We start from the raw sequence: 25,944 nt of genomic DNA on the forward strand, positions 1-25,944 counted from the left end.
ATGCGTCCTTACAGATGGCGGCAGAAGCCGCCGGAAACGTCCAGCGCGGCACCGGTGGTAAACGAGGCCAGCGGCGAGGCGAGGAACAGCAGCGCCTGCGCGGGCTCCTGCGGCTTGCCGAGGCGCGCCATCGGAATGCCGCGCTTACGCGCGATATCCGCCGTCCACTCCGGCCAGCTCTGGCTTTTGTCCGTCCGGTTCTCAAAGCGGCGCTGCCACTGTCCGGACTCCACCATGCCGAGCAAAATGGAGTTCACGCGGATGCCTTTGCCCACCAGCTCTTTCGAGAGCGTGAGCGTCATGTTCAGCAGCGCGGCGCGGGCGGCAGAGGTGGCGATCATGTGCTCCTCGGGCTGCAGCGCCAGCAGGGAGTTCACGCAGGTAATGGAGGCGATATCCGACTGCTCCAGCAGAGGCTGAAACGCCTGTACCGGGTTGATCACCCCAAACAGCTTGAGCTCGGCTTCGTGCAGCCACGCCTCGCGCGGGGTATCCTGGAAGTGCGCCACGTAGCCCTGCCCGGCGTTGTTAATCAGCATATCCGCCGCGCCGAAGCGCGCCTGGACGGCGTCCGCAAAGGCCTGAACCTCGTCGGCCTTCAGCACGTCGCAGCGGTAAGAGAAAACCTCCCCGTTGGGGTATTCGTTTTGCAGCGCCGCGTGGGCGCTGGCGAGCCGGTCCGGATCGCGGCCGCAGAAGGCCACTTTTGCCCCTTCGCCCAGCAGCAGGCGCAGCGTTTCAAAGCCAATGCCAGAAGAACCGCCGGTAACGACCGCTACGCGCCCGTCAATTTGTGCATTCATCGCGCACCTCTTCGTTAATGCGTAAAAGCTGTTGGTTAAAAAACGCGTCGTTATCGAGATAGCTGGCGTGCCCGGCCTGGGGAATAGCGGTAAACGGCATGCCGTAGCGCAGCGCCAGCCCGTGTACCAGCTCCGGCTGGGTGATGGCATCCTGCTCGCCGCACCAGACTTCGAAATTACCGGCGTAGCGCTTGAGCCAGCCGTGAATGTCGTCGTGCACCAGCATCCACGCGGCGGCGAGATAGCCTTCAGGGCGCAGCCCGCGCATGCCCGCCGCGACGACAGCGATATCTTCCGCGCGCGCGCCGGGGCGCAGCAGCTTCGCGGCGCGGGTCTGAGCGAGGATGTCGCCGCCGAGCGCTATCTGCTGCTCGCGGCTGCGCCAGACCTGCTCGCGCTGCGCCGGCGCGGCCTGGCCGTAGCCCTGCGCGGCGTCCGCCAGCACCAGATGGATGACGCGATCCGGGAACTTCGCCGCAAAGGCGCTGGCGACCAGTGCGCCGAGCGAATGCCCGACCAGCACCGCCTGCCAGACGCCCGCGCGGTCAAGCATCGCCGCCAGCGCGTCGGCGTAATCCCCCGCGTTCGCGCGCTCAACCGCCAGCATCGGGCTTTCGCCATAGCCGGGCATGTCCCACGCCAGCACGCGAAAACCTGCCAGTGCCATCTGCTTATGCCAGGAGGCCGCGCCGGAACTGATGCCGTGCAGCAGCATCAGCGGAATGCCGCTTCCCTGTTCACGAAACCCCGTCATCATGCCCCCTTAGCTCCGCTTCACTTTCGAAAGCGGATGATCGGATGGATAGGTCGGGATTTCTGGCTTACTGGTCCCCAGCATGACGCACATCAGCGCCTCTTCTTCCCCGTGGTTAAACAGTCCGCGGTATATGCCCGGCGGGACGGAGATCAGGTCACGCTCGCGCAGCACGGTTTCGGTGTAGTTCTCGCCGTCCTGGATCATCAGCGTGATCTGCCCTTTAAGCATGAAGAACACCTCTTCCACGTCGTCGTGCAGGTGCAGCGGCCCTTCGCACTTCGACGGCAGCACCATGGTGGAGAAGGTAAAATGGTCCGCCTGCACGGTGTTGGTGTCGTTCGCCACGCCCGTTGCGCCGGTGCCGATATAGCGCATCTGCGCGCGGCGGTATTTCGGGTCAAAATCGGCCTGGAACTTCAGCGCGTTCCAGTCGTACTTGCGGCCTTCGAAGCGCGCAATGCGCGACTCGACCCACTCTTCCATCGTCAGGTGGTCAGGCTTGATGCCTGATGTGTTGGTTACGGTTGAATCAGTCATGACACTCTCCTCAGTAACGTCTCAGCAGCGGCAGTAACAGGACGCAGCCCACCGCCGCCATCACCGCCAGAAAAATCAGCCCGGAATCCATGCTGTGGGTGAAGGCGATTAACGCACCCATCACCGCTGGCGACAGCGCGCCCGCAAAGTTTCCCAGCCCGTTGAAAATGCCGCCCGCCGTGGCGCTCACCCGCGGATGGGTGGCCTTCGCCAGCAGGGCGAAAATGTTGGGTGCGCCGGTACCCCACATAAAGGTGCTGAAGCTCATCGCCGCGATGACGGCCAGCGGGGTGTCGAGGTGCATCACCGCCGCCAGCCCGACGGCCGCCCCCGCCATCGAGATAAAGCAGGCCGCCGCGCGCTTATCGACCCGGTCAGAGAGCCACGCGCCGATGACTTCCCCCGCCAGCATGGCGATGAACGGCATCGACGACAGCCAGCCCGCGTGCTCCAGGTGAATGCCTTTGCCCTTAATCAGGTAGCCCGGCAGCCAGCCGTTGATGCCCCACAGGTAGGTCAGGAAGGCAATGTTAAAGATGCAGATGATCCAGAAGTGCGGGCTGACGAACAGCTCGCGGCGCGCGGCGCGGCGCTCGTCCTGAGACGTCTGCGAAGTGCCGGGCTTCGTATCCAGACGGATCCCGCGCAGGCCGATGCGCACAAAGATCAGCACCGGCACGGTGAGCATCGCCATCACGAAGAAGGTGCTTTGCCAGCCGAAGGTGTTCAGCAGCCAGAGGGAGAGCGGGAAGCCAATCGCCGCGCCGACCGGCGTGCCCAGCAGCCACAGCATGGTGGCGCGCGCCTGCAGATGCTGCGGGAAGTTGTGGCGCACAATGGCGAAGGCCAGCGGGAACAGCGGCCCCTCCGCCACGCCCAGCAGAATGCGCAGCACGATCATCAACGTGTAGTTATGGGTGAAGCCCATCGCCACCATCAGCACGCACCACACCGCCATCATCCCGGTGAGCAGGCGCAGCGGCGCAATTTTGTCGCCCAGCCCGCTTAAAAACACCGACGAAAAGCCGTAGCTGAGCAGAAAGGCGCTCATCAGAATGCCGAGGCGCGTGGTGTCGAAATCGATGCCCATCGCCTGCTGGAAATGGCCGTCGGAAAACAGCGCCGCGATGCTGATTTTGTCGAAGAACGCCAGCAGCACGCAGGCCAGCAGCGACAGCGGGATGGCCCAGCGCACCGCTTTTTCGGGCGTGCGGGTTCCCTCACCGCTCGCCTCAGCGGGCGCGGTGTTAGTCTCTAATGTGGTCATGTCTCCCCCTACGGGTGCGGGTTAGCTATCGCAATGACATCAGTGAAAAAGCCGGGTCGGCGAGCGGTACATCCGATAAATCCCGCTCCGCTGCCATCCAGCGCTTCGCCAGCTTGACGGTGCGCGCGTCGTTGAACGCCACCAGCTGCGTCAGCCGCCCGTTGTCGTCCAGCGAGAAGTACAGCGCCTCTTCACGCACGACCGTTCTGCTGCCCGGCTGCGGAATGCCGAGGATCTGGATATTGTGCTGATATTGATCCGACCACAGCCACGGCGCGTCGTCGTAGCCCGGAGCATCGGGGTTGAGCATCGCTTTCGCCGTCGCCACCGCCTGGTTCTGGGCGAAGGCCCAGGACTGAATGCACAGGCCGTAGTGATGATGCTGCGCCACATCGCCGGCGGCGAAGATGAACGGATCCGACGTTCGCCCCTGGGCATCCACGACGATCCCGCGCTCGGTTTTCAGCCCGGCGTCGCGGGCCAGCTCCAGATTGAGATCGACGCCGATCCCCACCACCACCGCATCAAAGGTTTCACGCTGGCCGTCGCAGTGAATAACCGGTAGGCCGTTATCGTCCTCCAGCTCCAGCGCGCCGCAGCCGGTGCGGATATCCACGCCCTGCTCGCGATGGATAGCCTCTAAGCGCTGCGACACCTCGCCGCTCACCGAGCGCATGCACAGGGCGGGCTGCTGCTCGAACAGCGTGACCGCTACGCCGCTTTTCCGCGCGGAAGCGGCAATCTCAAGGCCAATCCAGCCGCCGCCGATAATCGCCAGTTTGTGACTTTCCGCCAGCCGACCTTTCAGGCGCTGCGCGTCCTGCCAGTGGCGCAGGGTGTAGACCTGCGGATGCGTTGACCACGCCTCGCCCGGCAGGCGCGCCCGCCCTCCGGTGGCAATTAAAAGAATGTTGTAACTAAGACGTTCGCCGTTGCTCAAACGCACGGTTTTCGCCTCGCGGTCGATCTGCTCTGCGCGCAGCGGGCGGTACCAGCTCAGGTTCAGCGCCTGCTGCGCCTCGTCGGTAAACAGCCTTGGGAGCGCCGCGTCCGGCTCCAGCAGAGACGCTTTTGACAGCGGCGGGCGCTCGTAGAAATCCCACTCTTCTTCTGCCACCACGCAAATCTCGCCGTCGAAGCCCTCGTCGCGCAGGGTTTTCGCTGCCCAGCCGCCCGCCTGGCCACCGCCGATAATGACAATGCGCGACGTCATACCGCCTCCGGCTTTTTCTGCTGGCGGCGCGTATCGTGGTCGATCCCGCCTTCCACCGCCCATTCGGTAAAGGAAACCAGCGAATGCTCCAGCTCGCGCGGCTGCCAGTTTTCAGTCAAATAGTCGTCGTTGGTGTAATACTCAAACGCGCCGCCGGTCGGGCTGTTGACGTACCAGAAGTACGCCGACGACACCGGATGGCGGCCCGGGCCGATGAAGGTGCTCCAGTCATTTTTATTCATCGCGATACCGCCGCCGATCACCTCGTGGATGTCGCGCACGGTGAAGGCCACGTGGTTCAGACCCCGCTTGCGGTTCGGCAGCTGCAGCAGGAACAGGTTGTGATGGCCGCCGCGCGCGCCGCAGCGCAGGAACACGGCGCGGTTGATGTAGCGGTCCGAGACCTGGAAGCCGAGCACCTCGCGGTAGAATTTTTCCACCGCCGCCAGCTCCTCCACGAAGAACACCACGTGCCCCACGTTGATGGGCTGGGCGCGATCGTAAACCGGGCTGGGCGTGTCGATCCGGCGAACGTCGCCCCACTGGTTGATCGGCTCAACGTTCAGCTCCACGTCGGTCTGCTGGCTAACCTGCACGCGCAGCGTCATGCCGTTCGGGTCGAGGCACTCCAGCGCGTCACCCACTTCGCGAAAGCCAGGCTGCTGCGCAAGCTTCGGGCGCAGCGCCTCCAGGTCTTCCCGGGTAGCCACCGCCCAGGTCATGCGGCGCAGGGTGTTGCCCGCTTCAAACGCCGGCGGCAGGTCGGGGCTGTCGATCGGGTTAAGCTCCACGCGCGCGCCGCTCAGGGTGGTAAAACGCTGGCCGCTGGCATCGCCCGTCAGGCCAAAATCACGCATAAATTTGGCGCAGTGCGTCAGGTCTTCCACGCCAAATTCCAGCTTTTCAATTCCGGTTACACTCATCGTTCGTTGCCTCATCTGGCCCAAATTGGGCGTAAAACATGCCCGACGCGGTCAAGCGCCTGACGTTAACTCACTGATTTAACTGGCCTGTGACAGGTACCCTAAGAAGCCAGAAATTTTATCCGCCGCGAGGCGAACCTCGTTTTGCAGGCGCTCGCGGTCGGCCTGCGGGATCTCCTCCGACGGCACCAGAATGCTGACCACCGCCGCCACGCGGTGGCTTCGGTCATACACCGGGTAAACAATGGAGGAGATGCCGTGGCGGAAGAAGGATTCGCCAATCACGTACCCGCGGGCTTTGTCCTGCTGCACCATCTGCCACAGGGCTTCGCGGTCGTGTAGCTGCCCCGGCGTGTTGCCCGGCAGGCGCTCATGCGGGAACAGCTGTTCAAAATCGGCGCGGGAAATATCGGTCAGCAGCATGCGGCCGAGCGAGGTACAGTGCACCGGCAGGCGGGTGCCGATACTGACCTGGTTGATGCGCGACCCGGCGGCGCTGACGCGGGCGATGTAGATAATGTCGCGCCCGTCGCGGATCGCCAAGTGGCTGCTGCACTGGCTTACGTCGCGCAGCTGCTCGATGACCGGCTGGCCAACCTGCGCCACGTCCAGCGAGGCGATGTACTCAAAGCCGAGACGCAGCACGTTCATGCCCAGCGAGAAGGTATTGGTGCGCGCGTTGCGCTCCAGAAAGCCCATAAACTCCAGGGTCTGCACCACGCGGTAGGCGGTCGCCTTCGGCATATCCACCAGCCGGTGCAGCTCGGCAAAGGTCAGTTCGCGATGCTGCTCGCCGAAGGCCAACAGCAGCTGCAGGCCGCGCTCCAGCCCCGGCACCAGATACTTCACTTCCCGATCGTTTGCCATCATCGCTCTACCTTAGTTAAAGACAAAACCGCCGTTGACCGGGATCAGCTGTCCGGTGATGAACCGCGACAGATCGCTTAACAGCCAGACCACGCTGCCGGTGACATCTTCCGGCTGCTGCGCCCCCGTTAATGCGCGACCGTTTTCGTAAAGCTGATGCCGCTCGGCCGGAACGTATTCGGTTGCCTCGACGCGGGTTAATCCCGGGGCGATGGCGTTGATTCGAATTCGCTTTTCGCCAAGCTCGCGCGCCATTGAGCGGGTCATGGCAATCACCGCGCCCTTGCTGGCGACGTAGGCCATCAGGCGCGGCGCGCCCCACAGCGCGGTGTCGGATGCCACGTTCACAATGCCCGCCCCTTCGCGAAGCAGCGGCACGGCGGCGCGCGTCACCAGCCAGGTGCCTTTGACGTTCACGCGCATGACCCGATCCCAGAGATCCGGATCGTAATCGAGCATGTTTTTGCCGCCCACGCCGGTCGCCATCGCCGCGTTGTTCACCAGGCCGTCAATCTGCCCCAGCTCGCCAATGGCGCTGAACACCCGCTCTATGGAATGCGGTTCGGCCAGATCGATAACGTGCGATTCGATCGCGTAACCCTGCTCGCCCAGCCCGTGCACGCTTTCAGCCAGCTCGCCTTCGAGGATGTCACACATCACCACTGCGGCGCCCTGCTCCGCGCAGGCTTTGGCAAAGTGATAGCCCAGCCCGCGCGCGGCGCCGGTCACCACGATGCGCCTGCCGCTCAGCAGCCCGTTCATCAGGCGGCTCCCTGCTGTTCTTCGCGCAGCGCCAGCTGCTCTTTCGCTGCCTTTTGCATCATGCGGCGCAGGCGGGAGAGACCGACATCGTGCTGGTACAGGTATTCATGGTCGCGGGCGTTTGGAGCCAGGCTTTCCAGCACCACGCGGTCCTGCTCCAGCACTTCCCAGTGCAGTTTTTCCAGACGGTTGCGGTACATGAAGCGCCACATATCGCGCTGCCAGCCCTGCACGCGGCGGATGCGCCAGAAGAAGACGCGGCAGTTGTCGTTATCTTCCGGCACCACCATGCCGACGATAAAGAAGTGGCCGCCCGGTCCGAAGCGCTTCTTGTAAGGAATAGAGAGGCGCATCCAGCAGGTGCCGCTGTTGCCGAGCTCAACCCAGTCGAAGTTGACGCCGCTCTGCCCTTTCTTCTCAAAGATGAAGCCGGTTTTGGTCGGCTGGAGCACCATGTCGGCCTTGCGATCCCCCTCCGCCATCGAGTGCGACGATGAATGCAGATAGGTGCCGTGCATCGGGTCCATCACGTTTTCCAGCGCGTACTGGTAATTGCATTTCCACGCGGCGGTGCAGAGGAAGTTGCTGAAATTCTCCGTGTCGGCGAGCTCATCCGGGAAGGCCAGCTCGTCCGGCTGCTGGTCAGCGGTGACGCCGAACCACAGGAAGATCGCGCCGTGCGCTTCCTGCACGCTATAGCTGCGCACGCACTGCTGACCGACCAGCGGACATTTGTCCACGGCGGGCACATCTTTCACCTCGCCGTTGCCCGCCACTTCCACGCCGTGATACCAGCAGGCGATGCGGTCACCCAGGTTCCAGCCCATCGACAGGCGCGCGCCGCGGTGCGGACAGCGGTCTTCCAGCGCCTGCACCTGGCCGTCTTTATTGCGCCAGACCACAATCTGCTCGCCCAGGCGGGTAATGCCCACAGGAGCAGACTGCACTTCCCAGCTCGCCAGCACCGGATACCAGAGGCCGCGCAGGCCTTTATCGAGATAGTTTTGTACGGTAGTCGTCATCGCGTTGTCCTCAGTAGCCGTTAACCTGTAAGAATGCCTGGAAGCTGGCGTCGCTCCACGGCTCGCCCTGCTGGTCGTGCATGCGCACCGCGTTCAGGCCGTTCACCAGTTCCGGTAGGGTTTCAACGCCCTGTTCGAAGAGATTTTCCAGCGTGGCAATCAGGTTCACTTCCCAGCTCTCCGGCTCGCGGCTGCGGGTTTGCCAGATCAGGTTCTGGTACTCACCCGGCTTATGGATGGCACCGTTGCCGCCCTCGGCAGGCGGAGTAAACTGACGGCTTTCCGGCAGCGCCGGGTTGTAGTTCAGGGTATTGCTCATGCCACGGTCTCCTCGACGAAGGTAATCTGGATTTGGTTTTCAAACACCCGAACCGGGTAGCGGTTGAGGTTGCGACCTCCGGGGCCGTGCAGGCACTGGCCGGTTTTGACGTCGAACACCGCCTCATGCAGGGGGCATTCAACTTTTCCGTCTTCCACAAAGCCCTGGCTCAGCAGGGCATAAGCGTGCGGGCATACGTCTTCCAGCGCGTAATATTCACCGTCAATCAAATAAACGCCGATCTCTTTACCGTCTACGCTGCCGCTAAAAGGGAAATCTTCCTGTACTTGTTCTGCGTCACATACGCCTATCCAGCTCATCACGATCCTCCAGGCTTTTGTTTCATATATGAAACTCTGTTTCTTATTTAATACGGTCAATATAAAAGCGAAGAATGTTTCGTCAAGCGCCAATGTGACAAATTTGTTAATAACAAGGTAATTAATTAGCTAAGTGTGCAAAGGATCACGAAAAAATGCAGCGATATGAAATTTTCATTATTGCTGCGTGAATGAATACGTTTTATCGATGGTTTTAAATTTAAAGAAAGAGATATTGACTTCTTTTGTTTTTCTTCCTTAAAAATAAAAGAGTTGCAGAGCATCGCGTTTCACCTGTGAAACTCATTTTTATTTTATTGTTAATAAACAATGAGTTTCACAGGTGAATCATTTTAGCTCCGTGACAATCACTCTCATAAAAATATAAATAACCGCACGCACAAGGCAGGATTTATGACGGCAAGATGGCAAGGCACAATTGCACTGTTATTACTCATTATTATTTCCTACGTTGACCGGGTAAATATTTCGGTAATGATTTTAAACCCGGAATTTGCCGAACATTTTCAGCTAAATGAAAACAGAATGTTACAAGGAATGCTTATGACCTGCTTTCTGCTGGGTTATGGTTTTTCGGCTTTATTATTAACGCCAGTTATTGAAAGCAAGCTCCATTATCGGCAGGGATTATTAAGCAGCATTGCGATTTGGGCCGCGGTCTGCGCGGTTTCTCCGCTGCTGGGATCGCTGATGGGCATGCTCATCGCTCGCGTGATTTTGGGTATTGCCGAAGGACCGCTCTTTTCACTGAAGACGCGCTTTATCAGCGACAACTTTCGCGCAGAGGAGATCGGCAAGCCCAACGCCGTGACCGCGCTGGGCGTCTCCCTCGGGCTGGCCGTGGGCTTCCCAATGGTCACCTGGCTGATGGCCCATCTGGGCTGGGCCGGCTCGTTCTATGCGCTGGCGGCAGTCAATCTTCTGCTGGGCGGCGGGTTAATCTGGCGTTTTCTTCCTGCACCTCGCAGCCGCTCAACGGTGAAAAAACCGGGGTTTGCCCGCACCCTCACGCTCGCCTGGCAGACGCCGCTGCTGGGCTGGATCCTGCTGGTTGAAATCGCCACGCTGAGCTATCTGTGGGGCAGCAGCGCGTGGCTGCCCGCATGGCTGCGTGACGAGCACCACTTCTCGCTGCACGCCACGGGCATGCTTGCGGCCATTCCCTTCCTCCTGAGCCTGGGGTCCAAGTTCCTGGGCGGCGTGCTGCTCGATAAAATGCGCCCGGAGCAGGCACCGGTGCTGTTTGTGGTGGGCGGGGCGCTGACGGCACTGTCCGTGGTCGCGCTGATGCTCAGCCATCAGCCCGCATGGCTGGCGCTGTTTATGCTGTCCGCCAACGCTTTCTGGGGACTGCAGGGCGCCGCGATACCCGTGGTGATCCAGCACCACGCCGCGCGGGAAGCAGTAGGTAGCGCATACGGCATAATTAATGGGATTGGGAATATTTGCGCGGCGTTTATTCCGCTGCTGATGGGGATGGTGATGAAATCGGCGGGATCGGTCAGTTCAGGGTTTTCGGTGCTGGTCGTGTCGCAGGCTATCACCCTGCTGGCGGGCGGAATGTTGCTGCTGCGCATGCGTCGCGCAGCAGCACTCAGCGCGTAAGGCTTATTCGCCTTTTTTCGCCGCCTGGATGTAGAGCATTTCCAGCGCCAGGGTCGCCGCGGCCAGCGCGGTGATCTCGGACTGGTCATAGGCTGGCGCCACTTCCACCACGTCCATCCCGACAATGTTCAGGTCCTTAAGGCCGCGCACCAGCTTGATGGCGCGGTCTGAGGTCAGGCCGCCGATCACCGGCGTACCGGTACCCGGCGCAAAGGCCGGATCCAGGCAGTCGATGTCGAAGGTCAGATAGACAGGCATATCACCGACGATCTGCTTCACCTGCGCGATAATGTCGTCCACGCCGCGATCGTTGACCTGGCCCGCATCCAGCACGGTGAAGCCGTTGTCTTTGTCGAACTCGGTGCGGATGCCGATCTGCACGGAGTGGTTCGGGTCGATCAGACCTTCGTTCGGCGCGGTGAAGAACATGGTGCCGTGGTCGAACTCGCAGCCGTTCGCGTAGGTGTCGGTATGCGCATCGAAGTGCACCAGCGCCATTTTACCGAAGTGCTTGGCGTGAGCGCGCAGCAGCGGCAGGGTCACGAAGTGGTCACCGCCGAAGGAGAGCATGCGCTTGCCGGCAGCCAGCAGCTTCTCGGCGTGAGCCTGCAGCTTTTCGCTCATCTCACGCGCGTCGCCGAAGGCGTACACCAGGTCACCGCAGTCCACCACGTTCAGGCGCTCGCGCATGTCGAAGTTCCACGGGAAACGGTTATGCTCCCACGCCAGGTTGGTGGATACCTGACGGATCGCCGCCGGGCCGTGACGACCGCCCGCGCGACCGGACGTTGCCATGTCGAACGGCACGCCGGTGATCACCCAGTCAGCGTCGCTGTCGTACGGCTGGAAGTTCATTGGAAGGCGTAAAAAACCAAACGCGTTAGATACCAGAGAGTTATCGTACTGATGACCTAAAGTGCTCATGTCCTGACCTCTTTTAACGTCGATACATTAAAAACAGATGAAAAAAAATCCCCTCCGCGTCGTTAAACCCGACGAGGAAGGGATTGATTCGTAAATCGCTAATTGGGGCGAATTATCGCCGGTAATGCATGCGGGTTCAAGTGAGTATAGCATTCTGCCGGATGACGGCTCCGCCTTATCCGGCCTACATACGTAGGCCCGGTAAGCGCAGCGCCACCGGGCATCAGCGGCACAGCAGCCTGCTGCCCTCACCCCGCCCCTCTCCCACCGGGAGAGGGAGGTTAACCTACTCGTCTTCCAGGTAGGTGTACCCGTACAGACCCGCTTCAAACTCTTCCAGGAACTGCTGCTGCAGCGCATCGTCCAGACCGGTGTTTTTCACCTGGTCGCGGAACTGGATCAGCAGCGTTTTCGGATCCAGCTGCACGTATTCCAGCATGTCCGCCACGGTGTCCCCTTCGTCGGACAGCTCAACTTCCACGCTGCCGTCAGGGAAGACAAACACGTCAACCGCTTCGGTATCGCCGAACAGGTTGTGCATGTTGCCCAGGATCTCCTGATACGCCCCGACCATAAAGAAGCCCAGCATTGGCGGGTTCTCCGGGTCGTATTCCGGCATTGGCATCGTCGTTGCGATACCGTCGCCGTCAACGTAGTGGTCGATTGCGCCGTCGGAGTCACAGGTGATGTCCAGCAGCACCGCACGACGTTCCGGGGCGTGATTCAGCCCTTCCAGCGGCAGAACCGGGAACAGCTGATCGATACCCCAGGCATCCGGCATCGACTGGAACAGCGAGAAGTTGACGTAAATCTTGTCCGCCATGCGCTCCTGCAGCTCGTCGATAATCGGACGGTGCGCGCGGTTGCTCGGGTCGAGCTGCTTCTGCACTTCATGGCACATGTTCAGATAGAGCTGCTCGGCCCACGCGCGCTCCTGCAGGCTGAAGGTGCCTGAAGAGTAGCCGACGTGGATGTCGTGGAGATCCATCTGGCTGTCGTGCAGCCATTCGCGCAGGGAACGGCGCGTGCCCGGCTCGTGCATCTCCTGCCAGGTTTCCCACATGCTTTGCAGGGAACGCGGGGCATCGTCTGCCGGAGGCGTCGCTTCGGTGGTTTCGCTGCGCTCAACGCCGATAATGTTAGAGACCAGCACCGTATGGTGCGCGGTCACCGCGCGACCGGATTCGGTAATCACCGTCGGGTGCGGAAGGCCGTTCTCTTCACAGGCATCGCCGATCGCCCAGATGATGTTATTCGCGTATTCGTTCAGGCCGTAGTTCACCGAGCAGTCAGACTGCGAGCGGGTACCTTCATAGTCCACGCCCAGGCCACCGCCCACGTCGAAGCACTGAATATTCACGCCAAGCTTGTGCAGCTCAACGTAGAACCGCGCCGATTCACGCACGCCGGTGGCGATATCGCGAATGTTGGCCATCTGCGAACCGAGGTGGAAGTGCAGCAGCTGAATGCTGTCCAGACGACCGCGCTCGCGGAGGATCTCCACCAGCTGCAGCACCTGGTTCGCCGCCAGGCCGAACTTGGATTTTTCACCGCCGGAGGACTGCCATTTACCGGAACCCTGCGACGCCAGACGCGCACGCACGCCAAGGCGCGGCACCACGTTCAGACGTTCGGCCTCTTCCAGCACGATCGCGATTTCGGTCATCTTCTCGATAACCAGATAGACCTTGTGGCCCATCTTCTCGCCGATCAGCGCGAGGCGAATGTATTCACGGTCTTTATAGCCGTTGCACACGATCACCGAACGGGTCATGCCCGCGTGCGCCAGAACGGCCATCAGTTCCGCTTTGGAGCCCGCTTCCAGGCCCAGCGGTTCGCCGGAGTGGATCAGGGATTCAATCACGCGGCGGTGCTGGTTCACCTTGATCGGGTAAACCAGGAAGTAGTCGCCCTTGTAGCCGTAGGATTCACGCGCGCGCTTGAACGCGGCGTTAATAGAACGAAGGCGATGTTGCAGGATCTGCGGGAAGCAGAACAGTGCAGGTAAACGCTGGCCCTGTGCTTCGCGGGCCTTTACCAGCTTAGCGAGATCCACGCGCGCTTCAGGGACGTCCGGGTCTGGGCAGACGCTGATGTGGCCCAGTTCGTTGACGTCGTAGTAGTTATTGCCCCACCAGGCAATATTGTAAGTGCGCAGCATCTTGCTGGCTTCCTGGGAGCTCATCGCAACCTCCTGCATAGAACGTAGTACACCCCGTTCGCCCGCTGACGAAGGCGAAAAAGAAGACATGTCGTCAGACATAGCGAACCTCAACTCTTTGTATTAAGTGTAAAACAGTTGACTACTATCGCAGCGTTATACGGCGATAACAACCCATAAACGGCTCCGTTTCCCAGCAGAGTATGCTGAAATCCAGACCGTGCGACCGGTTTCTTATTCATATCATTGTAAAACACGTATCCGAACTCTGTATGACAAGGTTCGGCGAAACCACGAGAAAACTCTTGTATTAACAAGAGCGCCCTTGTTCAGTTTTCACAGAGCGTAACCGGCCCTTGAATCCTGAGAAGCGCCGAGATGGGTATAACATCGGCAGGTTTGCAGACTAGAAATGCGGGTTGCGGGAATCAAATGCGCGCCAGAACGGCTGCGCTGAATGTGCGGAAAACGATGGTTCATTATCTCGTATCACCTCCACGGCCGCCTCTGCTGAAACGGACCACAAGCCAAAGCTAAAAGTTCACTGCTTAACCCGGCTGGAAGTGGCGACACGATGAGTTCATCGAGCGCTTATTTTATATGAGCCGCGCGCCGCGTTTTATACCGAGAAGGGGGCTAAAAAGCAAAACAAAAATGCGCGTGTTGCCGGCAGCGTCAGGAAAAATTTCCAGCCGCCATTTCAACGCAGTGGGAGATGAATCAAAAAAAACTGGAAATCGGGCGAAGAAGTGACCTAAAATAGCCATCCAGATGTTAATCCATCTATACTGATTAACACTCATACTGCCAGTGTCAAAAACCTGCAGGCCTTGGTAGAATTATCTCCTTTGGCTATTCCACACAGCAGCTTGAGCTAACCAAATTCCTCTTAGGTGAAATAAAACATGGCAAAACACCTGTTTACGTCCGAGTCTGTATCAGAAGGACATCCTGATAAAATTGCTGACCAAATCTCCGATGCGGTGCTGGATGCGATCCTGACTCAGGATCCAAAAGCGCGCGTAGCGTGTGAAACCTATGTCAAAACCGGCATGGTTCTGGTTGGCGGTGAGATCACCACCAGCGCATGGGTTGATATCGAAGAGATCACCCGTAACACGGTGCGTGAGATCGGCTATGTGCATTCTGATATGGGCTTTGATGCCAACTCCTGCGCGGTACTGAGCGCGATTGGCAAACAGTCTCCGGACATCAACCAGGGCGTTGACCGTGCCGATCCGCTGGAACAGGGCGCGGGCGACCAGGGCCTGATGTTCGGCTATGCAACCAACGAAACCGACGTGCTGATGCCAGCACCGGTGACCTACGCGCACCGTCTGGTGCAGCGTCAGGCTGAAGTGCGTAAAAACGGCACCCTGCCGTGGCTGCGCCCGGATGCAAAAAGCCAGGTGACCTTCCAGTATGACGACGGCAAAATCGTCGGTATTGACGCGGTAGTTCTGTCTACCCAGCATTCCGAAGATATCGATCAGAAATCCCTGCAGGAAGCAGTGATGGAAGAGATCATCAAGCCGGTGCTGCCTACAGAGTGGCTGAGCAGTGCAACCAAATACTTCATCAACCCAACCGGACGCTTCGTTATCGGCGGCCCAATGGGTGACTGCGGTCTGACCGGTCGTAAAATCATCGTTGATACCTACGGCGGCATGGCGCGTCACGGCGGCGGTGCATTCTCCGGTAAAGATCCGTCTAAAGTTGACCGTTCTGCAGCGTATGCGGCGCGTTATGTTGCGAAAAACATCGTTGCTGCCGGCCTGGCTGACCGCTGTGAGATCCAGGTTTCCTACGCTATCGGCGTGGCTGAGCCAACCTCCATCATGGTTGAAACCTTTGGTACTGAGAAAGTGCCTTCAGAACAGCTGACCCTGCTGGTGCGCGAGTTCTTCGACCTGCGTCCATACGGCCTGATTCAGATGCTGGATCTGCTGCACCCAATCTACAAAGAAACCGCTGCATACGGTCACTTTGGTCGCGAACATTTCCCGTGGGAAAAGACCGACAAAGCCGCTCTGCTGCGTGAAGCTGCCGGTCTGAAGTAATCGACTACCCGCTGCTTTATAAAAGGCCAGCCTTCGGGCTGGCCTTTTGCATTTGTGCGGTCATCTTTGCCCGGCGGCGCTTCGCTTGCGCGGGCCTACGGGTTTTGCGGTATTTCTAGGCCGGGTAAGGCGCAGCCGCCACCCGGCTGAAAGGCGCACTATTTGGAACCGATTACATCGTAGCGGATGCCTTCCGCTTTCAGAATATTCTCTTTGCACGATCGCTTTTCTTCTGCTGTTACATCCCCTTTCAGTTAAGTCTGAAATGTATTCTTTCGCGATGCATGTCACCTCATTTACCTCTATATTTTCAAAGCTTTAATTTTATTTACGGATGCACACTTGTGTAACCGATTACACCAATGTGATTAATCTCACATATTTTTACGGGTCGCTCACCTACCCTTAACCTCAATAAAACTGATAACCCAACTGGAGGGCATAATGCCTGACAATAAAAAACAGGGGCGTACGTCCAACAAGGCGATGACATTCTTCGTCTGTTTCCTCGCAGCCCTGGCAGGATTACTTTTTGGCCTGGATATCGGCGTGATTGCCGGTGCATTACCTTTCATCACAGAAGAGTTCCAGATCAGCGCCCACACCCAGGAGTGGGTGGTCAGCTCCATGATGTTTGGTGCTGCCGTCGGGGCCGTCGGCAGCGGCTGGCTCTCCTTCAAGCTCGGGCGTAAAAAGAGCCTGATGATCGGCGCTATTCTGTTCGTTGCCGGTTCACTCTTCTCTGCCGCGGCGCCTAACGTTGAGGTCCTGCTGGTTTCCCGCGTTCTGCTCGGTCTGGCCGTGGGCGTGGCATCCTATACCGCACCGCTGTACCTGTCTGAAATCGCGCCGGAGAAAATCCGCGGCAGTATGATTTCGATGTACCAGCTGATGATCACCATCGGTATTTTGGGCGCGTACCTTTCCGATACCGCGTTTAGCTACAGCGGCGCATGGCGCTGGATGCTCGGCGTGATCATCATCCCGGCCATTTTGCTGCTGATTGGCGTCTTCTTCCTGCCGGACAGCCCGCGCTGGTTTGCCGCGAAACGTCGATTCCACGATGCCGAACGCGTGCTGATGCGCCTGCGCGATACCAGCGCGGAAGCGAAAAACGAGCTGGAAGAGATCCGCGAAAGCCTGAAGGTCAAACAGTCTGGCTGGGCGCTGTTTAAAGAGAACAGCAACTTCCGTCGCGCGGTTTTCCTCGGCGTACTGCTTCAGGTCATGCAGCAGTTCACCGGGATGAACGTCATCATGTACTACGCGCCAAAAATCTTTGAGCTGGCGGGTTATACCAACACCACCGAGCAGATGTGGGGGACCGTCATCGTGGGTCTGACCAACGTGCTGGCGACCTTTATCGCCATCGGCCTGGTGGACCGCTGGGGACGTAAGCCAACGCTGACGCTGGGCTTCCTGGTGATGGCGGCCGGTATGGGCGTCCTCGGTACAATGATGCATGTGGGCATTCACTCACCAACCGCCCAGTACTTCGCGGTAGGCATGCTGCTGATGTTTATCGTCGGGTTTGCGATGAGCGCCGGCCCGCTGATTTGGGTGCTGTGCTCTGAGATCCAGCCGCTGAAAGGGCGTGATTTTGGTATCACCTGCTCTACTGCAACGAACTGGATTGCCAACATGATCGTCGGCGCAACGTTCCTGACCATGCTCAACACCCTGGGCAACGCGAACACCTTCTGGGTCTACGCCGGGCTGAACATCTTCTTTATTGTTCTGACCATCTGGCTGGTTCCAGAAACCAAACATGTGTCCCTGGAACATATTGAACGTAACCTGATGAAAGGTCGTCCTCTGCGCGAAATCGGCGCCCACGACTAATCCTCACGCGGGAGGTGCCCCTTGCACCTCCCCGCTTCGCGCTTTATGCTCTGCCCCTATGAAAGCTCCCCGTCTCCCCATCGCCCTTCAGCAGGCCGTTATGCGCAGCCTGCGGGAAAAGCTCGCCCAGGCGAACCTGAAGCTCGGTCGCAACTACCCTGAACCCAGGATCGTTTATCAGCAGCGTGGCACCGCGGCCGGTACCGCCTGGCTTGAGTCTTATGAGATCCGCCTTAACCCGGTCCTGATGATGGAAAACCAGCAGGCGTTTATTGAGGAAGTGGTGCCGCACGAGCTGGCGCATCTGCTGGTCTGGAAGCACTTCGGACGCGTCGCCCCCCACGGGAAAGAGTGGAAGTGGATGATGGAGGCGGTGCTCGGCGTTCCGGCGCGCCGTACCCACCAGTTCGAGCTGGAATCGGTACGCCGCAATACCTTCCCCTACCGCTGCCAGTGCCAGCAGCACCAGCTTACCGTCCGCCGCCATAATCGCGTGGTGCGCGGCGAGGCGACCTACCGCTGCGTCAAATGCGGCGAGCCGCTGGTTGCGGACTAATCATCTGAACTTTCAGGAACTTTCCTGATCTGACTGATTGCATACAGGAACAACATTAGTTACGTTGCGGGCTCGTTTTGACACGGAGTGTAAGATGTCCCGTAATGTTTCTCTCGCGGTCGCCTTTTTGACGACGGCGCTCTCAGGCCACGCGCTGGCCGACGGTATCAACAGTTTCTCTCAGGCCAAAGCGGCCGGCGTAAAGGTCAACGCTGACGTGCCGGGCGATTTCTACTGCGGCTGTAAAATTAACTGGCAGGGTAAAAAAGGGGTCGTTGACCTTGAGTCCTGCGGCTATAAGGTGCGTAAAAATGAAAACCGCGCCAGCCGCATTGAATGGGAACATGTCGTCCCGGCGTGGCAGTTTGGCCACCAGCGCCAGTGCTGGCAGGACGGCGGGCGTAAAAACTGTTCTAAAGATCCTGTCTACCGCCAGATGGAAAGCGATATGCACAACCTGCAGCCTGCGGTTGGCGAAGTGAACGGTGACCGCGGCAACTTTATGTACAGCCAGTGGAACGGTGGCGAAGGCCAGTACGGTCAGTGCAGTATGAAGGTGGATTTCAAAGAGAAAGTCGCCGAGCCCCCTGCCCGCGCGCGCGGCAGCATTGCCCGCACCTATTTCTATATGCGCGATCGTTACGACCTCAACCTCTCCCGCCAGCAGACGCAGCTGTTCAACGCCTGGGACAAGCAATACCCGGTGACGGAGTGGGAGTGCCAGCGCGACGAACGCATCGCCAGGGTTCAGGGGAATCATAACCCTTACGTCCAGCGAGCTTGCCAGGCGCAAAAGAGCTAACCTACACTAGCGGCAATTTGCTTACATCGTATTACACACGGAATTTCTGACTATGCGCATTCCCCGCATTTACCATCCTGAACCGATTACCGCAGGTCGCGAAATCGCCCTGTCTGATGACGCCGCCAACCACGTTGGCCGCGTGCTGCGCATGGGCGCAGGTCAGGCCATTCAGCTGTTCGACGGCTCTAACCAGGTTTTCGACGCACAAATTACGCGCTCCGATAAAAAAAGCGTGCACGTTAACGTGCTGCGTGGCGAAGTAGATGACCGCGAATCGCCGCTGCACATTCATCTGGGTCAGGTCATGTCGCGCGGGGAAAAGATGGAGTTCACGATTCAGAAATCCATTGAACTGGGTGTAAGCCTCATTACGCCACTTTTTTCTGAGCGCTGTGGCGTTAAACTGGATGCGGAACGTCTGAATAAAAAGCTCCAGCAGTGGCAGAAAATTGCCATTGCGGCTTGTGAACAGAGTGGCCGCAACCGTATCCCGGAGATCCGCCCGGCGATGGATCTGGAAGACTGGTGTGCAGAAGAGGAAAGTGGGCTGAAGCTCAACCTTCATCCGCGCGCCAGCGCCAGCATCAATACGCTGCCCTTGCCCGTTGAGCGCGTACGCCTGCTGATTGGCCCCGAAGGCGGGCTTTCGGCGGACGAAATTGCGATGACGGCACGTTACCAGTTTACTGATATTCTGTTGGGACCTCGCGTTCTGCGCACTGAGACAACGGCACTCACGGCCATTACCGCGCTACAGGTACGGTTTGGCGATCTGGGTTGACGCATATTGGAGAGAAAGATGATCAAGCTCGGCATCGTGATGGACCCCATCGCAAACATTAACATCAAGAAAGATTCCAGCTTCGCCATGCTGCTGGAAGCGCAGCGTCGCGGCTATGAACTCCACTACATGGAGATGAACGATCTTTACCTGATCAACGGTGAAGCCCGCGCGCGTACCCGCATCGTTAACGTCGAGCAGAACTACGACAAATGGTACGAGTTCGGCACAGAGCAGGACATTGCCCTTGCCGATCTCAACGTCATTCTGATGCGTAAAGATCCGCCGTTCGACACCGAGTACATCTACTGCACCTATATCCTTGAGCGTGCTGAAGAGAAGGGAACGCTGATCGTCAACAAACCGCAGAGCCTGCGCGACTGCAACGAGAAGCTCTACACCGCCTGGTTCTCTGACCTGACGCCTGAAACGCTGGTAACCCGCAGCAAAGCCCAGTTGAAGGAATTCTGGCAGAAGCATGGCGATATAATCATGAAGCCGCTGGACGGCATGGGCGGCGCGTCGATTTTCCGCGTGAAGGAAGGCGACCCGAACATTGGCGTGATTGCCGAAACGCTGACCGAGCTGGGCACCCGCTACTGCATGGCGCAGAACTATATTCCGGCAATCAAAGACGGCGACAAACGCGTTCTGGTGGTGGATGGCGAACCGGTTCCTTACTGCCTGGCACGTATCCCGCAGGGTGGTGAAACCCGCGGTAACCTGGCCGCCGGTGGCCGCGGCGAGCCGCGCCCGTTGACCGAAAGCGACTGGGAAATTGCCCGCCGCGTCGGTCCGACCCTTAAGGCCAAGGGCCTGATCTTCGTTGGCCTGGATATCATCGGCGACCGCCTGACGGAAGTGAACGTCACCAGCCCGACCTGCATTCGTGAAATTGAAGCGGAATTCCCGGTCTCCATTACCGGAATGCTGATGGACGCTATCGAAAAACGCCTGCAGAAATAACCCACCAATGAGTGACAGCGCCCGGGTTTCTCCGCATACTGGTCGCTGTCGCTTTTTAAACCAGGAAACAGTACCTCTGACAATGAATTTACAGCATCACTTTCTTATTGCCATGCCTGCTCTCCAGGACCCGATTTTTCGCCGCGCGGTGGTTTATATTTGTGAATACAATGAAGACGGCGCGATGGGCATTATCATCAACAAACCGCTGGAAAACCTTCAGGTTGAAGGGATTCTGGACAAGCTGAAGATCCCGGCTGAAGCGCGCTTGCCGGAGATCCGGCTCGATAAACCCGTGATGCTGGGTGGACCTCTTGCAGAAGATCGCGGTTTCATCCTCCATACGCCGCCGGTATTCTCCTCCAGCATTCGAATTTCGGATAACACCGTCATCACCACCTCGCGCGACGTGCTGGAAACGCTGGGCACCGCTGAGCAGCCTTCTGAAGTGCTGGTGGCGCTGGGCTATTCGTCGTGGGAGAAAGGCCAGCTTGAGCAAGAGATCCTCGATAACGCCTGGCTCACCGCCCCTGCGGACATGAATATCCTGTTTAAAACCCCTATCGCCGATCGCTGGCGTGACGCGGCGAAGCTGATTGGCATTGATATTCTGACCATGCCTGGCGTCGCGGGGCACGCCTGATGAGCGGAACACTTCTGGCCTTCGATTTCGGAACGAAGAGCATTGGCGTCGCCATTGGTCAGCGCATCACCGGTACCGCACGCCCGCTTACGGCCCTGAAGGCCAACGACGGCACGCCAGACTGGAATCTCATTGAGCGTCTGCTCAAAGAGTGGCAGCCGGACGACGTGATTGTTGGGCTGCCGCTGAATATGGACGGCACGGAACAGCCGCTTACCGCCCGGGCGCGTAAGTTCGCCAATAAAATCCATGGCCGCTTTGGCGTCTCCGTGAAGCTTCACGACGAGCGTCTCAGCACCGTTGAAGCGCGAGCGGGTCTGTTTGAACACGGCGGCTTCCGGGCGCTCAACAAAGGCAGCGTGGACTCCGCTTCTGCCGTCATCATCCTCGAAAGCTATTTCGAACAGGGCTATTGAGCACAGGGGCCTACAGCCGCCCCTGCGCCCGTCTCTCAGCCAGGCTCTGGTCAAAGTTCTGCATGCCTGCCTGCTGGCCGGTTTGAATGATGCCGGGCAGTTGCCATGTTTTTCCTTCGCGAATGAGATTCGCCGCCGCGGCGGTGTTCACCAGCAGTTCATACAGCGCGACGCGCCCGTCCTGTAAGTCAGGAACCAGCTTCTGCGCCAGCACCGCCCGCAGGCTACCGGCCAGTTGGTTACGCACCGGATCTTTCTCCTGCGCCGGGAACGTATCGATCAGCCGTTCAATCGCCTGCGATGCGCCGCGCGTATGCAGCGTCGCCAGCACCAGATGTCCGGTTTCCGCTGCCGTCAGCGCCAGGCGGATCGTTTCGCTGTCGCGCAGTTCCCCCAGCAGAATCACGTCCGGGTCCTCGCGCAACGCGCTGCGCAGCGCTTCAGCAAATGACGGGCTGTGCTGACCCATCTCCCGCTGCTGTATCAGGCAGCGTTCACTCTGGTAGATGAACTCCACAGGATCTTCGAGCGTGAGAATATGGCCGTCGGTATAGTGGTTGAGGAAATCGACCATTGCCGCGAGCGTAGTGGATTTGCCGCTGCCGGTCGCCCCCGTCACCAGAATCAACCCGGCCTCATTGGATAACAGTTCCGGGATTGCCCGCGGCACGCCCAGCGAAGCGAGCTGCGGACAGGTGCGCGGCAGCAGCCGCAGCGCCACAGAGACACCGTTCATCTGCTTAAAGGCACTGCCGCGCAGGCGCTGGCCACCCGCCACCGTCGCGGCAAAATCGACCTGCCCGCTTGCCCACCATATTCCCTGCTGCTCGTCGTTGAGCCACGCTTTTAACAGCGCTTCGACGTCAGGCGGCGGAAACGGTGCCGGCTCAAGGCGGCCTGATATGCGCCAGCGGGGTGGTGAATCACTGCACAGGTGTAGATCGGAGACATTATGCTTTACACTAAGCGCCACCATTTCTTCCACATCCATAGACTACTCCTCGGAAAATGAACGACATTGCGCATAACCTGGCACAGGTCCGGGACAAAATCTCAGCCGCCGCAGCGCGTTGCGGCCGTGCTTCAGAAGAAATTACGTTACTTGCAGTCAGCAAAACGAAGCCTGCGAGCGCCATCGCAGAAGCCATTAATGCAGGCCAGCGGGCGTTTGGTGAAAACTACGTTCAGGAAGGCGTGGATAAAATCCGCTACTTCCAGGAACAGGGGAATACGCATCTGCAGTGGCACTTTATTGGTCCCCTGCAGTCGAACAAAAGCCGTCTGGTGGCAGAGCACTTCGACTGGTGCCACACCATTGACCGTCTGCGCATTGCAACCCGCCTGAATGACCAGCGCCCGGCGGAGATGCCTGCGCTTAACGTGCTGATTCAGATCAACATCAGCGACGAAAACAGCAAGTCCGGCATTGCGCTGAGCGAACTGGACGCGCTGGCAGCAGAGGTGGCCGCACTGCCGCGCTTAACCCTGCGCGGGCTGATGGCAATCCCGGCGCCTGAGTCAAGTTATGAAAGGCAGTTTGCCGTGGCACAGCAAATGGCTGTAGCATTTGAGGCGCTTAAAGCGCGCTATGACAAGGTAGACACGCTTTCTCTGGGCATGTCGGATGATATGGAAGCCGCCATCGCGGCAGGCAGCACTATGGTGCGCATCGGTACAGCCATTTTCGGTGCGCGCGACTACACCCAATAATAAGGAAACCTGAGGAACGCCATGAAGACGTTGACTTTCCTGCTCTCTACAGTGCTTGAGCTGTATACGATGGCGCTTTTGCTGCGCGTCTGGATGCAGTGGGCCCGCTGTGACTTTTACAATCCGTTCTCCCAGTTTGTCGTGAAAATCACGCAACCGGTTGTCGGACCGCTGCGCCGTGTTATCCCGGCAATGGGTCCCATCGACAGTTCGTCTCTGCTGGTGGCGTTTATTCTGAGCGTTATCAAAGCAATCGTGCTGTTTATGGTCATCACCTTCCAGCCGATTATCTGGATTGCCGCCGTCCTGATTCTGATCAAAACCGTCGGTCTGCTGATTTTCTGGGTGCTGCTGGTCATGGCCATCATGAGCTGGGTCAGCCAGGGGCGCAGCCCAGTAGAGTACGCATTGATTCAGCTGGCCGAACCGCTGCTGCGTCCGATCCGTAACCTGCTTCCGTCTATGGGCGGCATCGACTTTTCCCCGATGATCCTGGTTCTGCTGCTCTATGTGGTCAACATGGGGATTGCTGAACTGTTACAGTCCACGGGCGATATGCTGCTGCCGGGGCTGTGGATGGCGCTATGAGTGCAGTAAGCACCTGCGCTGACGGGCTGGTTTTACGGCTGTATATTCAGCCGAAAGCCAGCCGCGACAGTATTGTTGGACTGCATGGCGACGAGTTAAAAGTCGCCATCACTGCCCCACCCGTTGACGGCCAGGCGAACGCACACCTGACCAAATATCTGGCAAAACAGTTTCGCGTGGCTAAAAGCCAGGTCATCATTGAAAAAGGCGAGCTGGGGCGGCATAAACAGGTAAAAATCCTCAACCCGCAATCGATCCCGACTGAAGTCGCGGCTTTGACAGAACAGGACTAAACCATGCAGAAAGTTGTTCTCGCAACCGGTAACGCCGGTAAAGTGCGCGAGCTGGCCTCGCTATTAAATGATTTTGGGCTGGATGTGGTCGCTCAGACCGATCTTGGCGTGGATTCCGCCGAAGAGACGGGGCTGACGTTTATCGAAAACGCGATCCTGAAAGCACGCCATGCCGCGCAGATTACGGGCCTGCCCGCGATTGCCGACGACTCCGGCCTGGCCGTTGATTTTCTCGGCGGCGCGCCTGGGATTTACTCTGCACGCTATTCCGGCGTTGACGCGACCGACCAGCAGAATCTGGAAAAGCTGCTTGTTGCGCTGAAGGACGTGCCTGACGAGCAGCGTACCGCGCAGTTCCACTGCGTGCTGGTCTATATGCGTCACGCTGAAGACCCAACCCCCATCGTCTGCCACGGCAGCTGGCCGGGGATGATTACCCGCGAAGCGGCAGGCAACGGCGGCTTTGGCTACGACCCGATTTTCTATGTCCCGTCCGAGGGCAAAACCGCTGCGGAACTGACCCGCGAAGAAAAAAGCGCGATATCCCACCGTGGACGCGCGCTGAAACTGTTACTGGAAGCACTGCGTAATGGCTAATTTGCCGCCTCTGAGTCTTTATATTCATATCCCGTGGTGCGTGCAGAAATGCCCGTACTGCGATTTCAACTCGCACGCGCTGAAGGGCGAAGTGCCGCACGATGACTACGTTGCGCATCTGCTGGCCGACCTGGACGCCGATGTACCTTACGCACAGGGACGTGAAGTTAAGACCATTTTCATTGGTGGCGGTACGCCGAGCCTGCTGTCCGGCCCGGCGATGCAGACGCTGCTGGACGGCGTGCGCGCACGTCTGAACCTGGCAGCGGATGCTGAAATTACGATGGAAGCCAACCCCGGCACCGTTGAGGCCGACCGTTTTGTCGAGTATCAGCGCGCGGGCGTGAACCGCATCTCCATCGGCGTGCAGAGCTTTAGCGAGCCAAAACTGAAGCGCCTGGGGCGCATTCACGGCCCCGAAGAGGCGAAGCGTGCGGCACACCTGGCGACGGGGCTTAATCTTCGCAGCTTTAACCTGGATCTGATGCACGGCCTGCCGGACCAGTCGCTGGAAGAGGCGCTGGACGATCTGCGCCAGGCGATTGAACTGAACCCGCCGCATCTTTCGTGGTACCAGCTCACCATCGAGCCAAACACGCTGTTCGGCTCACGCCCGCCGGTGCTGCCGGATGACGACGCGCTGTGGGATATCTTCGAGCAGGGCCATCAGCTGTTAACTGCCGCAGGCTATCAGCAGTATGAAACGTCGGCCTATGCGAAGCCGGGCTACCAGTGTCAGCATAACCTGAACTACTGGCGGTTTGGTGACTATCTGGGGATTGGCTGCGGCGCGCACGGTAAGGTCACCTTCCCTGACGGGCGCATTCTGCGCACGGCTAAGACTCGCCATCCGCGCGGGTATATGGAAGGCCGTTACCTTGAGCGTCAGCACGACGTCGAGGCGGCGGATAAGCCGTTTGAATTCTTTATGAACCGCTTCCGCCTGCTGGAAGCCGCGCCACGTGCAGAGTTTGCGCGTTACACCGGGCTGCCGGAGACAGTGATTCGTCCACAGATCGACGAAGCGCTGGCGCAGGGGTATCTGACCGAGTGTGATGAATACTGGCAGATCACCGAGCACGGCAAACTGTTCTTAAACTCCCTTCTTGAGCTGTTCCTCGCAGAAGATTCCTGAAGGCTGATTCAGGATTTCGCATCCCGTTCTGCCGGCTGAGGGAAAGGCTGG

Annotated in this window: 31 protein-coding genes; 14 read left to right on the forward strand and 17 right to left on the reverse strand. The window is 58.9% G+C overall.

Translation table 11 applies throughout. The annotated features are described in order from the left end of the window. Positions 1-8 precede the first annotated feature (8 nt). The 11 genes from ACWHWP_RS19305 to ACWHWP_RS19355 form a co-directional block, all read right to left on the reverse strand. Positions 9-803 carry an SDR family oxidoreductase gene (locus tag ACWHWP_RS19305; RefSeq protein WP_063428456.1) on the reverse strand — a complete coding sequence of 265 codons (795 nt, stop codon included), beginning with the start codon at positions 801-803 and terminating at the stop codon, positions 9-11. After that, the gene (locus tag ACWHWP_RS19310; RefSeq protein ID WP_063428453.1) at positions 787-1,557 is read right to left on the reverse strand and encodes an alpha/beta fold hydrolase; all 771 of its coding nucleotides are present in this window, start codon (positions 1,555-1,557) and stop codon (positions 787-789) included. Before ACWHWP_RS19310 ends, ACWHWP_RS19305 begins: the two co-directional genes overlap by 17 nt. 9 nt (positions 1,558-1,566) lie before the next feature. After that, positions 1,567-2,097, reverse strand: coding sequence for a cupin domain-containing protein (locus tag ACWHWP_RS19315; protein WP_063428451.1), 531 nt, complete (start codon positions 2,095-2,097; stop codon positions 1,567-1,569). A 10-nt stretch (positions 2,098-2,107) separates the two neighbouring features. After that, positions 2,108-3,364: an MFS transporter gene (locus ACWHWP_RS19320; protein ID WP_059311650.1), complete on the reverse strand. Its 1,257-nt coding sequence runs from the start codon at positions 3,362-3,364 to the stop codon at positions 2,108-2,110. Positions 3,365-3,389: 25 nt separating this feature from the next. Next, the gene (locus ACWHWP_RS19325; RefSeq protein ID WP_063428448.1) at positions 3,390-4,577 is read right to left on the reverse strand and encodes an NAD(P)/FAD-dependent oxidoreductase; all 1,188 of its coding nucleotides are present in this window, start codon (positions 4,575-4,577) and stop codon (positions 3,390-3,392) included. Beyond that, positions 4,574-5,500, reverse strand: coding sequence for a VOC family protein (locus ACWHWP_RS19330; RefSeq protein WP_063428446.1), 927 nt, complete (start codon positions 5,498-5,500; stop codon positions 4,574-4,576). Before ACWHWP_RS19330 ends, ACWHWP_RS19325 begins: the two co-directional genes overlap by 4 nt. 78 nt (positions 5,501-5,578) lie before the next feature. Next, entirely contained in the window at positions 5,579-6,367 is a 789-nt protein-coding gene (locus ACWHWP_RS19335; RefSeq protein ID WP_047348187.1) for an IclR family transcriptional regulator, read from the reverse strand. 12 nt (positions 6,368-6,379) lie between these two features. Further along, complete coding sequence (locus tag ACWHWP_RS19340; protein ID WP_063428443.1) at positions 6,380-7,129, reverse strand: SDR family oxidoreductase; 750 nt, start codon at positions 7,127-7,129, stop codon at positions 6,380-6,382. Beyond that, complete coding sequence (locus ACWHWP_RS19345) at positions 7,129-8,151, reverse strand: aromatic ring-hydroxylating oxygenase subunit alpha (protein WP_059311646.1); 1,023 nt, start codon at positions 8,149-8,151, stop codon at positions 7,129-7,131. Before ACWHWP_RS19345 ends, ACWHWP_RS19340 begins: the two co-directional genes overlap by 1 nt. 10 nt (positions 8,152-8,161) lie before the next feature. Continuing rightward, the gene (locus tag ACWHWP_RS19350; RefSeq protein ID WP_059311645.1) at positions 8,162-8,470 is read right to left on the reverse strand and encodes a recombinase-like helix-turn-helix domain-containing protein; all 309 of its coding nucleotides are present in this window, start codon (positions 8,468-8,470) and stop codon (positions 8,162-8,164) included. After that, positions 8,467-8,790 carry a Rieske (2Fe-2S) protein gene (locus tag ACWHWP_RS19355; RefSeq protein WP_023333340.1) on the reverse strand — a complete coding sequence of 108 codons (324 nt, stop codon included), beginning with the start codon at positions 8,788-8,790 and terminating at the stop codon, positions 8,467-8,469. The genes ACWHWP_RS19350 and ACWHWP_RS19355 overlap by 4 nt, the downstream gene beginning before the upstream one ends. 414 nt (positions 8,791-9,204) lie before the next feature. Between ACWHWP_RS19355 and ACWHWP_RS19360 the strand changes: the two genes are divergently transcribed. Next, positions 9,205-10,416 (forward strand): MFS transporter, encoded by a 1,212-nt coding sequence (locus tag ACWHWP_RS19360; RefSeq protein WP_063428440.1) that lies wholly within the window; start codon positions 9,205-9,207, stop codon positions 10,414-10,416. Between the two features lie 3 nt (positions 10,417-10,419). Here the strand turns inward: ACWHWP_RS19360 and speB are convergent, their stop codons facing one another. The 5 genes from speB to ACWHWP_RS19385 all read right to left on the reverse strand — a co-directional run bounded on the left by speB (position 10,420) and on the right by ACWHWP_RS19385 (position 14,268). After that, positions 10,420-11,340 carry an agmatinase gene (gene speB / locus ACWHWP_RS19365; protein WP_014071686.1) on the reverse strand — a complete coding sequence of 307 codons (921 nt, stop codon included), beginning with the start codon at positions 11,338-11,340 and terminating at the stop codon, positions 10,420-10,422. A 286-nt stretch (positions 11,341-11,626) separates the two neighbouring features. Then, a complete protein-coding gene (speA, locus tag ACWHWP_RS19370; protein WP_447856169.1) occupies positions 11,627-13,603 on the reverse strand; it encodes a biosynthetic arginine decarboxylase in 1,977 nt (658 codons plus the stop codon). Between the two features lie 8 nt (positions 13,604-13,611). After that, a complete protein-coding gene (yqgB, locus tag ACWHWP_RS19375; RefSeq protein ID WP_127312443.1) occupies positions 13,612-13,743 on the reverse strand; it encodes an acid stress response protein YqgB in 132 nt (43 codons plus the stop codon). Positions 13,744-13,837: 94 nt separating this feature from the next. Then, positions 13,838-13,981 (reverse strand): hypothetical protein, encoded by a 144-nt coding sequence (locus ACWHWP_RS19380; RefSeq protein ID WP_420095149.1) that lies wholly within the window; start codon positions 13,979-13,981, stop codon positions 13,838-13,840. A gap of 116 nt (positions 13,982-14,097) precedes the next feature. Then, complete coding sequence (locus ACWHWP_RS19385) at positions 14,098-14,268, reverse strand: hypothetical protein (protein WP_059311643.1); 171 nt, start codon at positions 14,266-14,268, stop codon at positions 14,098-14,100. 138 nt (positions 14,269-14,406) lie between these two features. Between ACWHWP_RS19385 and metK the strand changes: the two genes are divergently transcribed. The 8 genes from metK to ruvX all read left to right on the forward strand — a co-directional run bounded on the left by metK (position 14,407) and on the right by ruvX (position 21,570). Then, positions 14,407-15,561 carry a methionine adenosyltransferase gene (gene metK, locus ACWHWP_RS19390; protein ID WP_047347912.1) on the forward strand — a complete coding sequence of 385 codons (1,155 nt, stop codon included), beginning with the start codon at positions 14,407-14,409 and terminating at the stop codon, positions 15,559-15,561. Between the two features lie 444 nt (positions 15,562-16,005). Continuing rightward, on the forward strand, positions 16,006-17,403 hold the full coding sequence (gene galP / locus ACWHWP_RS19395; protein ID WP_047347911.1) for a galactose/proton symporter: 1,398 nt from the start codon (positions 16,006-16,008) through the stop codon (positions 17,401-17,403). A 58-nt stretch (positions 17,404-17,461) separates the two neighbouring features. Beyond that, positions 17,462-17,959, forward strand: coding sequence for a SprT family zinc-dependent metalloprotease (locus ACWHWP_RS19400; protein ID WP_047347910.1), 498 nt, complete (start codon positions 17,462-17,464; stop codon positions 17,957-17,959). A gap of 94 nt (positions 17,960-18,053) precedes the next feature. Continuing rightward, on the forward strand, positions 18,054-18,761 hold the full coding sequence (gene endA / locus ACWHWP_RS19405) for a deoxyribonuclease I (protein WP_447856170.1): 708 nt from the start codon (positions 18,054-18,056) through the stop codon (positions 18,759-18,761). Positions 18,762-18,813: 52 nt separating this feature from the next. Further along, positions 18,814-19,545: a 16S rRNA (uracil(1498)-N(3))-methyltransferase gene (gene rsmE / locus ACWHWP_RS19410; protein ID WP_059312249.1), complete on the forward strand. Its 732-nt coding sequence runs from the start codon at positions 18,814-18,816 to the stop codon at positions 19,543-19,545. 18 nt (positions 19,546-19,563) lie between these two features. After that, entirely contained in the window at positions 19,564-20,511 is a 948-nt protein-coding gene (gene gshB, locus ACWHWP_RS19415; protein WP_063428433.1) for a glutathione synthase, read from the forward strand. A gap of 82 nt (positions 20,512-20,593) precedes the next feature. Beyond that, on the forward strand, positions 20,594-21,154 hold the full coding sequence (locus ACWHWP_RS19420; RefSeq protein WP_008499752.1) for a YqgE/AlgH family protein: 561 nt from the start codon (positions 20,594-20,596) through the stop codon (positions 21,152-21,154). After that, a complete protein-coding gene (gene ruvX / locus ACWHWP_RS19425) occupies positions 21,154-21,570 on the forward strand; it encodes a Holliday junction resolvase RuvX (RefSeq protein ID WP_047347906.1) in 417 nt (138 codons plus the stop codon). The genes ACWHWP_RS19420 and ruvX overlap by 1 nt, the downstream gene beginning before the upstream one ends. A 10-nt stretch (positions 21,571-21,580) precedes the next feature. Here the strand turns inward: ruvX and ACWHWP_RS19430 are convergent, their stop codons facing one another. Continuing rightward, a complete protein-coding gene (locus tag ACWHWP_RS19430; RefSeq protein ID WP_063957025.1) occupies positions 21,581-22,561 on the reverse strand; it encodes a type IV pilus twitching motility protein PilT in 981 nt (326 codons plus the stop codon). A 17-nt stretch (positions 22,562-22,578) separates the two neighbouring features. Between ACWHWP_RS19430 and ACWHWP_RS19435 the strand changes: the two genes are divergently transcribed. The 5 genes from ACWHWP_RS19435 to hemW are packed head-to-tail and all read left to right on the forward strand — an operon-like array spanning position 22,579 to position 25,893. Then, positions 22,579-23,280, forward strand: coding sequence for a YggS family pyridoxal phosphate-dependent enzyme (locus ACWHWP_RS19435; protein WP_447856171.1), 702 nt, complete (start codon positions 22,579-22,581; stop codon positions 23,278-23,280). Between the two features lie 21 nt (positions 23,281-23,301). Continuing rightward, positions 23,302-23,868 (forward strand): YggT family protein, encoded by a 567-nt coding sequence (locus ACWHWP_RS19440; protein WP_059312245.1) that lies wholly within the window; start codon positions 23,302-23,304, stop codon positions 23,866-23,868. Then, complete coding sequence (gene yggU, locus ACWHWP_RS19445) at positions 23,865-24,161, forward strand: DUF167 family protein YggU (RefSeq protein WP_014885193.1); 297 nt, start codon at positions 23,865-23,867, stop codon at positions 24,159-24,161. The genes ACWHWP_RS19440 and yggU overlap by 4 nt, the downstream gene beginning before the upstream one ends. A 3-nt stretch (positions 24,162-24,164) precedes the next feature. Next, positions 24,165-24,758, forward strand: coding sequence for an XTP/dITP diphosphatase (locus tag ACWHWP_RS19450; RefSeq protein WP_059312244.1), 594 nt, complete (start codon positions 24,165-24,167; stop codon positions 24,756-24,758). Continuing rightward, entirely contained in the window at positions 24,751-25,893 is a 1,143-nt protein-coding gene (gene hemW, locus ACWHWP_RS19455; RefSeq protein WP_063957029.1) for a radical SAM family heme chaperone HemW, read from the forward strand. Before ACWHWP_RS19450 ends, hemW begins: the two co-directional genes overlap by 8 nt. Positions 25,894-25,944 lie beyond the last annotated feature (51 nt).

Source organism: Enterobacter sp. WI-ESBL-E8 (genome assembly GCF_053364895.1).

Excerpts from the sequence above, each read along its gene's own strand:
- ACWHWP_RS19305 (WP_063428456.1), bottom strand. The coding sequence starts at position 803 with ATGAATGCACAAATTGACGGGCGCGTAGCGGTCGTTACCGGCGGTTCT.
- ACWHWP_RS19310 (WP_063428453.1), bottom strand. The coding sequence starts at position 1,557 with ATGACGGGGTTTCGTGAACAGGGAAGCGGCATTCCGCTGATGCTGCTG.
- ACWHWP_RS19315 (WP_063428451.1), bottom strand. The coding sequence starts at position 2,097 with ATGACTGATTCAACCGTAACCAACACATCAGGCATCAAGCCTGACCAC.
- ACWHWP_RS19320 (WP_059311650.1), bottom strand. The coding sequence starts at position 3,364 with ATGACCACATTAGAGACTAACACCGCGCCCGCTGAGGCGAGCGGTGAG.
- ACWHWP_RS19325 (WP_063428448.1), bottom strand. The coding sequence starts at position 4,577 with ATGACGTCGCGCATTGTCATTATCGGCGGTGGCCAGGCGGGCGGCTGG.
- ACWHWP_RS19330 (WP_063428446.1), bottom strand. The coding sequence starts at position 5,500 with ATGAGTGTAACCGGAATTGAAAAGCTGGAATTTGGCGTGGAAGACCTG.
- ACWHWP_RS19335 (WP_047348187.1), bottom strand. The coding sequence starts at position 6,367 with ATGGCAAACGATCGGGAAGTGAAGTATCTGGTGCCGGGGCTGGAGCGC.
- ACWHWP_RS19340 (WP_063428443.1), bottom strand. The coding sequence starts at position 7,129 with ATGAACGGGCTGCTGAGCGGCAGGCGCATCGTGGTGACCGGCGCCGCG.
- ACWHWP_RS19345 (WP_059311646.1), bottom strand. The coding sequence starts at position 8,151 with ATGACGACTACCGTACAAAACTATCTCGATAAAGGCCTGCGCGGCCTC.
- ACWHWP_RS19350 (WP_059311645.1), bottom strand. The coding sequence starts at position 8,470 with ATGAGCAATACCCTGAACTACAACCCGGCGCTGCCGGAAAGCCGTCAG.
- ACWHWP_RS19355 (WP_023333340.1), bottom strand. The coding sequence starts at position 8,790 with ATGAGCTGGATAGGCGTATGTGACGCAGAACAAGTACAGGAAGATTTC.
- ACWHWP_RS19360 (WP_063428440.1), top strand. The coding sequence starts at position 9,205 with ATGACGGCAAGATGGCAAGGCACAATTGCACTGTTATTACTCATTATT.
- speB (WP_014071686.1), bottom strand. The coding sequence starts at position 11,340 with ATGAGCACTTTAGGTCATCAGTACGATAACTCTCTGGTATCTAACGCG.
- speA (WP_447856169.1), bottom strand. The coding sequence starts at position 13,603 with ATGTCTGACGACATGTCTTCTTTTTCGCCTTCGTCAGCGGGCGAACGG.
- yqgB (WP_127312443.1), bottom strand. The coding sequence starts at position 13,743 with ATGAATAAGAAACCGGTCGCACGGTCTGGATTTCAGCATACTCTGCTG.
- ACWHWP_RS19380 (WP_420095149.1), bottom strand. The coding sequence starts at position 13,981 with ATGAACCATCGTTTTCCGCACATTCAGCGCAGCCGTTCTGGCGCGCAT.
- ACWHWP_RS19385 (WP_059311643.1), bottom strand. The coding sequence starts at position 14,268 with ATGGCTATTTTAGGTCACTTCTTCGCCCGATTTCCAGTTTTTTTTGAT.
- metK (WP_047347912.1), top strand. The coding sequence starts at position 14,407 with ATGGCAAAACACCTGTTTACGTCCGAGTCTGTATCAGAAGGACATCCT.
- galP (WP_047347911.1), top strand. The coding sequence starts at position 16,006 with ATGCCTGACAATAAAAAACAGGGGCGTACGTCCAACAAGGCGATGACA.
- ACWHWP_RS19400 (WP_047347910.1), top strand. The coding sequence starts at position 17,462 with ATGAAAGCTCCCCGTCTCCCCATCGCCCTTCAGCAGGCCGTTATGCGC.
- endA (WP_447856170.1), top strand. The coding sequence starts at position 18,054 with ATGTCCCGTAATGTTTCTCTCGCGGTCGCCTTTTTGACGACGGCGCTC.
- rsmE (WP_059312249.1), top strand. The coding sequence starts at position 18,814 with ATGCGCATTCCCCGCATTTACCATCCTGAACCGATTACCGCAGGTCGC.
- gshB (WP_063428433.1), top strand. The coding sequence starts at position 19,564 with ATGATCAAGCTCGGCATCGTGATGGACCCCATCGCAAACATTAACATC.
- ACWHWP_RS19420 (WP_008499752.1), top strand. The coding sequence starts at position 20,594 with ATGAATTTACAGCATCACTTTCTTATTGCCATGCCTGCTCTCCAGGAC.
- ruvX (WP_047347906.1), top strand. The coding sequence starts at position 21,154 with ATGAGCGGAACACTTCTGGCCTTCGATTTCGGAACGAAGAGCATTGGC.
- ACWHWP_RS19430 (WP_063957025.1), bottom strand. The coding sequence starts at position 22,561 with ATGGATGTGGAAGAAATGGTGGCGCTTAGTGTAAAGCATAATGTCTCC.
- ACWHWP_RS19435 (WP_447856171.1), top strand. The coding sequence starts at position 22,579 with ATGAACGACATTGCGCATAACCTGGCACAGGTCCGGGACAAAATCTCA.
- ACWHWP_RS19440 (WP_059312245.1), top strand. The coding sequence starts at position 23,302 with ATGAAGACGTTGACTTTCCTGCTCTCTACAGTGCTTGAGCTGTATACG.
- yggU (WP_014885193.1), top strand. The coding sequence starts at position 23,865 with ATGAGTGCAGTAAGCACCTGCGCTGACGGGCTGGTTTTACGGCTGTAT.
- ACWHWP_RS19450 (WP_059312244.1), top strand. The coding sequence starts at position 24,165 with ATGCAGAAAGTTGTTCTCGCAACCGGTAACGCCGGTAAAGTGCGCGAG.
- hemW (WP_063957029.1), top strand. The coding sequence starts at position 24,751 with ATGGCTAATTTGCCGCCTCTGAGTCTTTATATTCATATCCCGTGGTGC.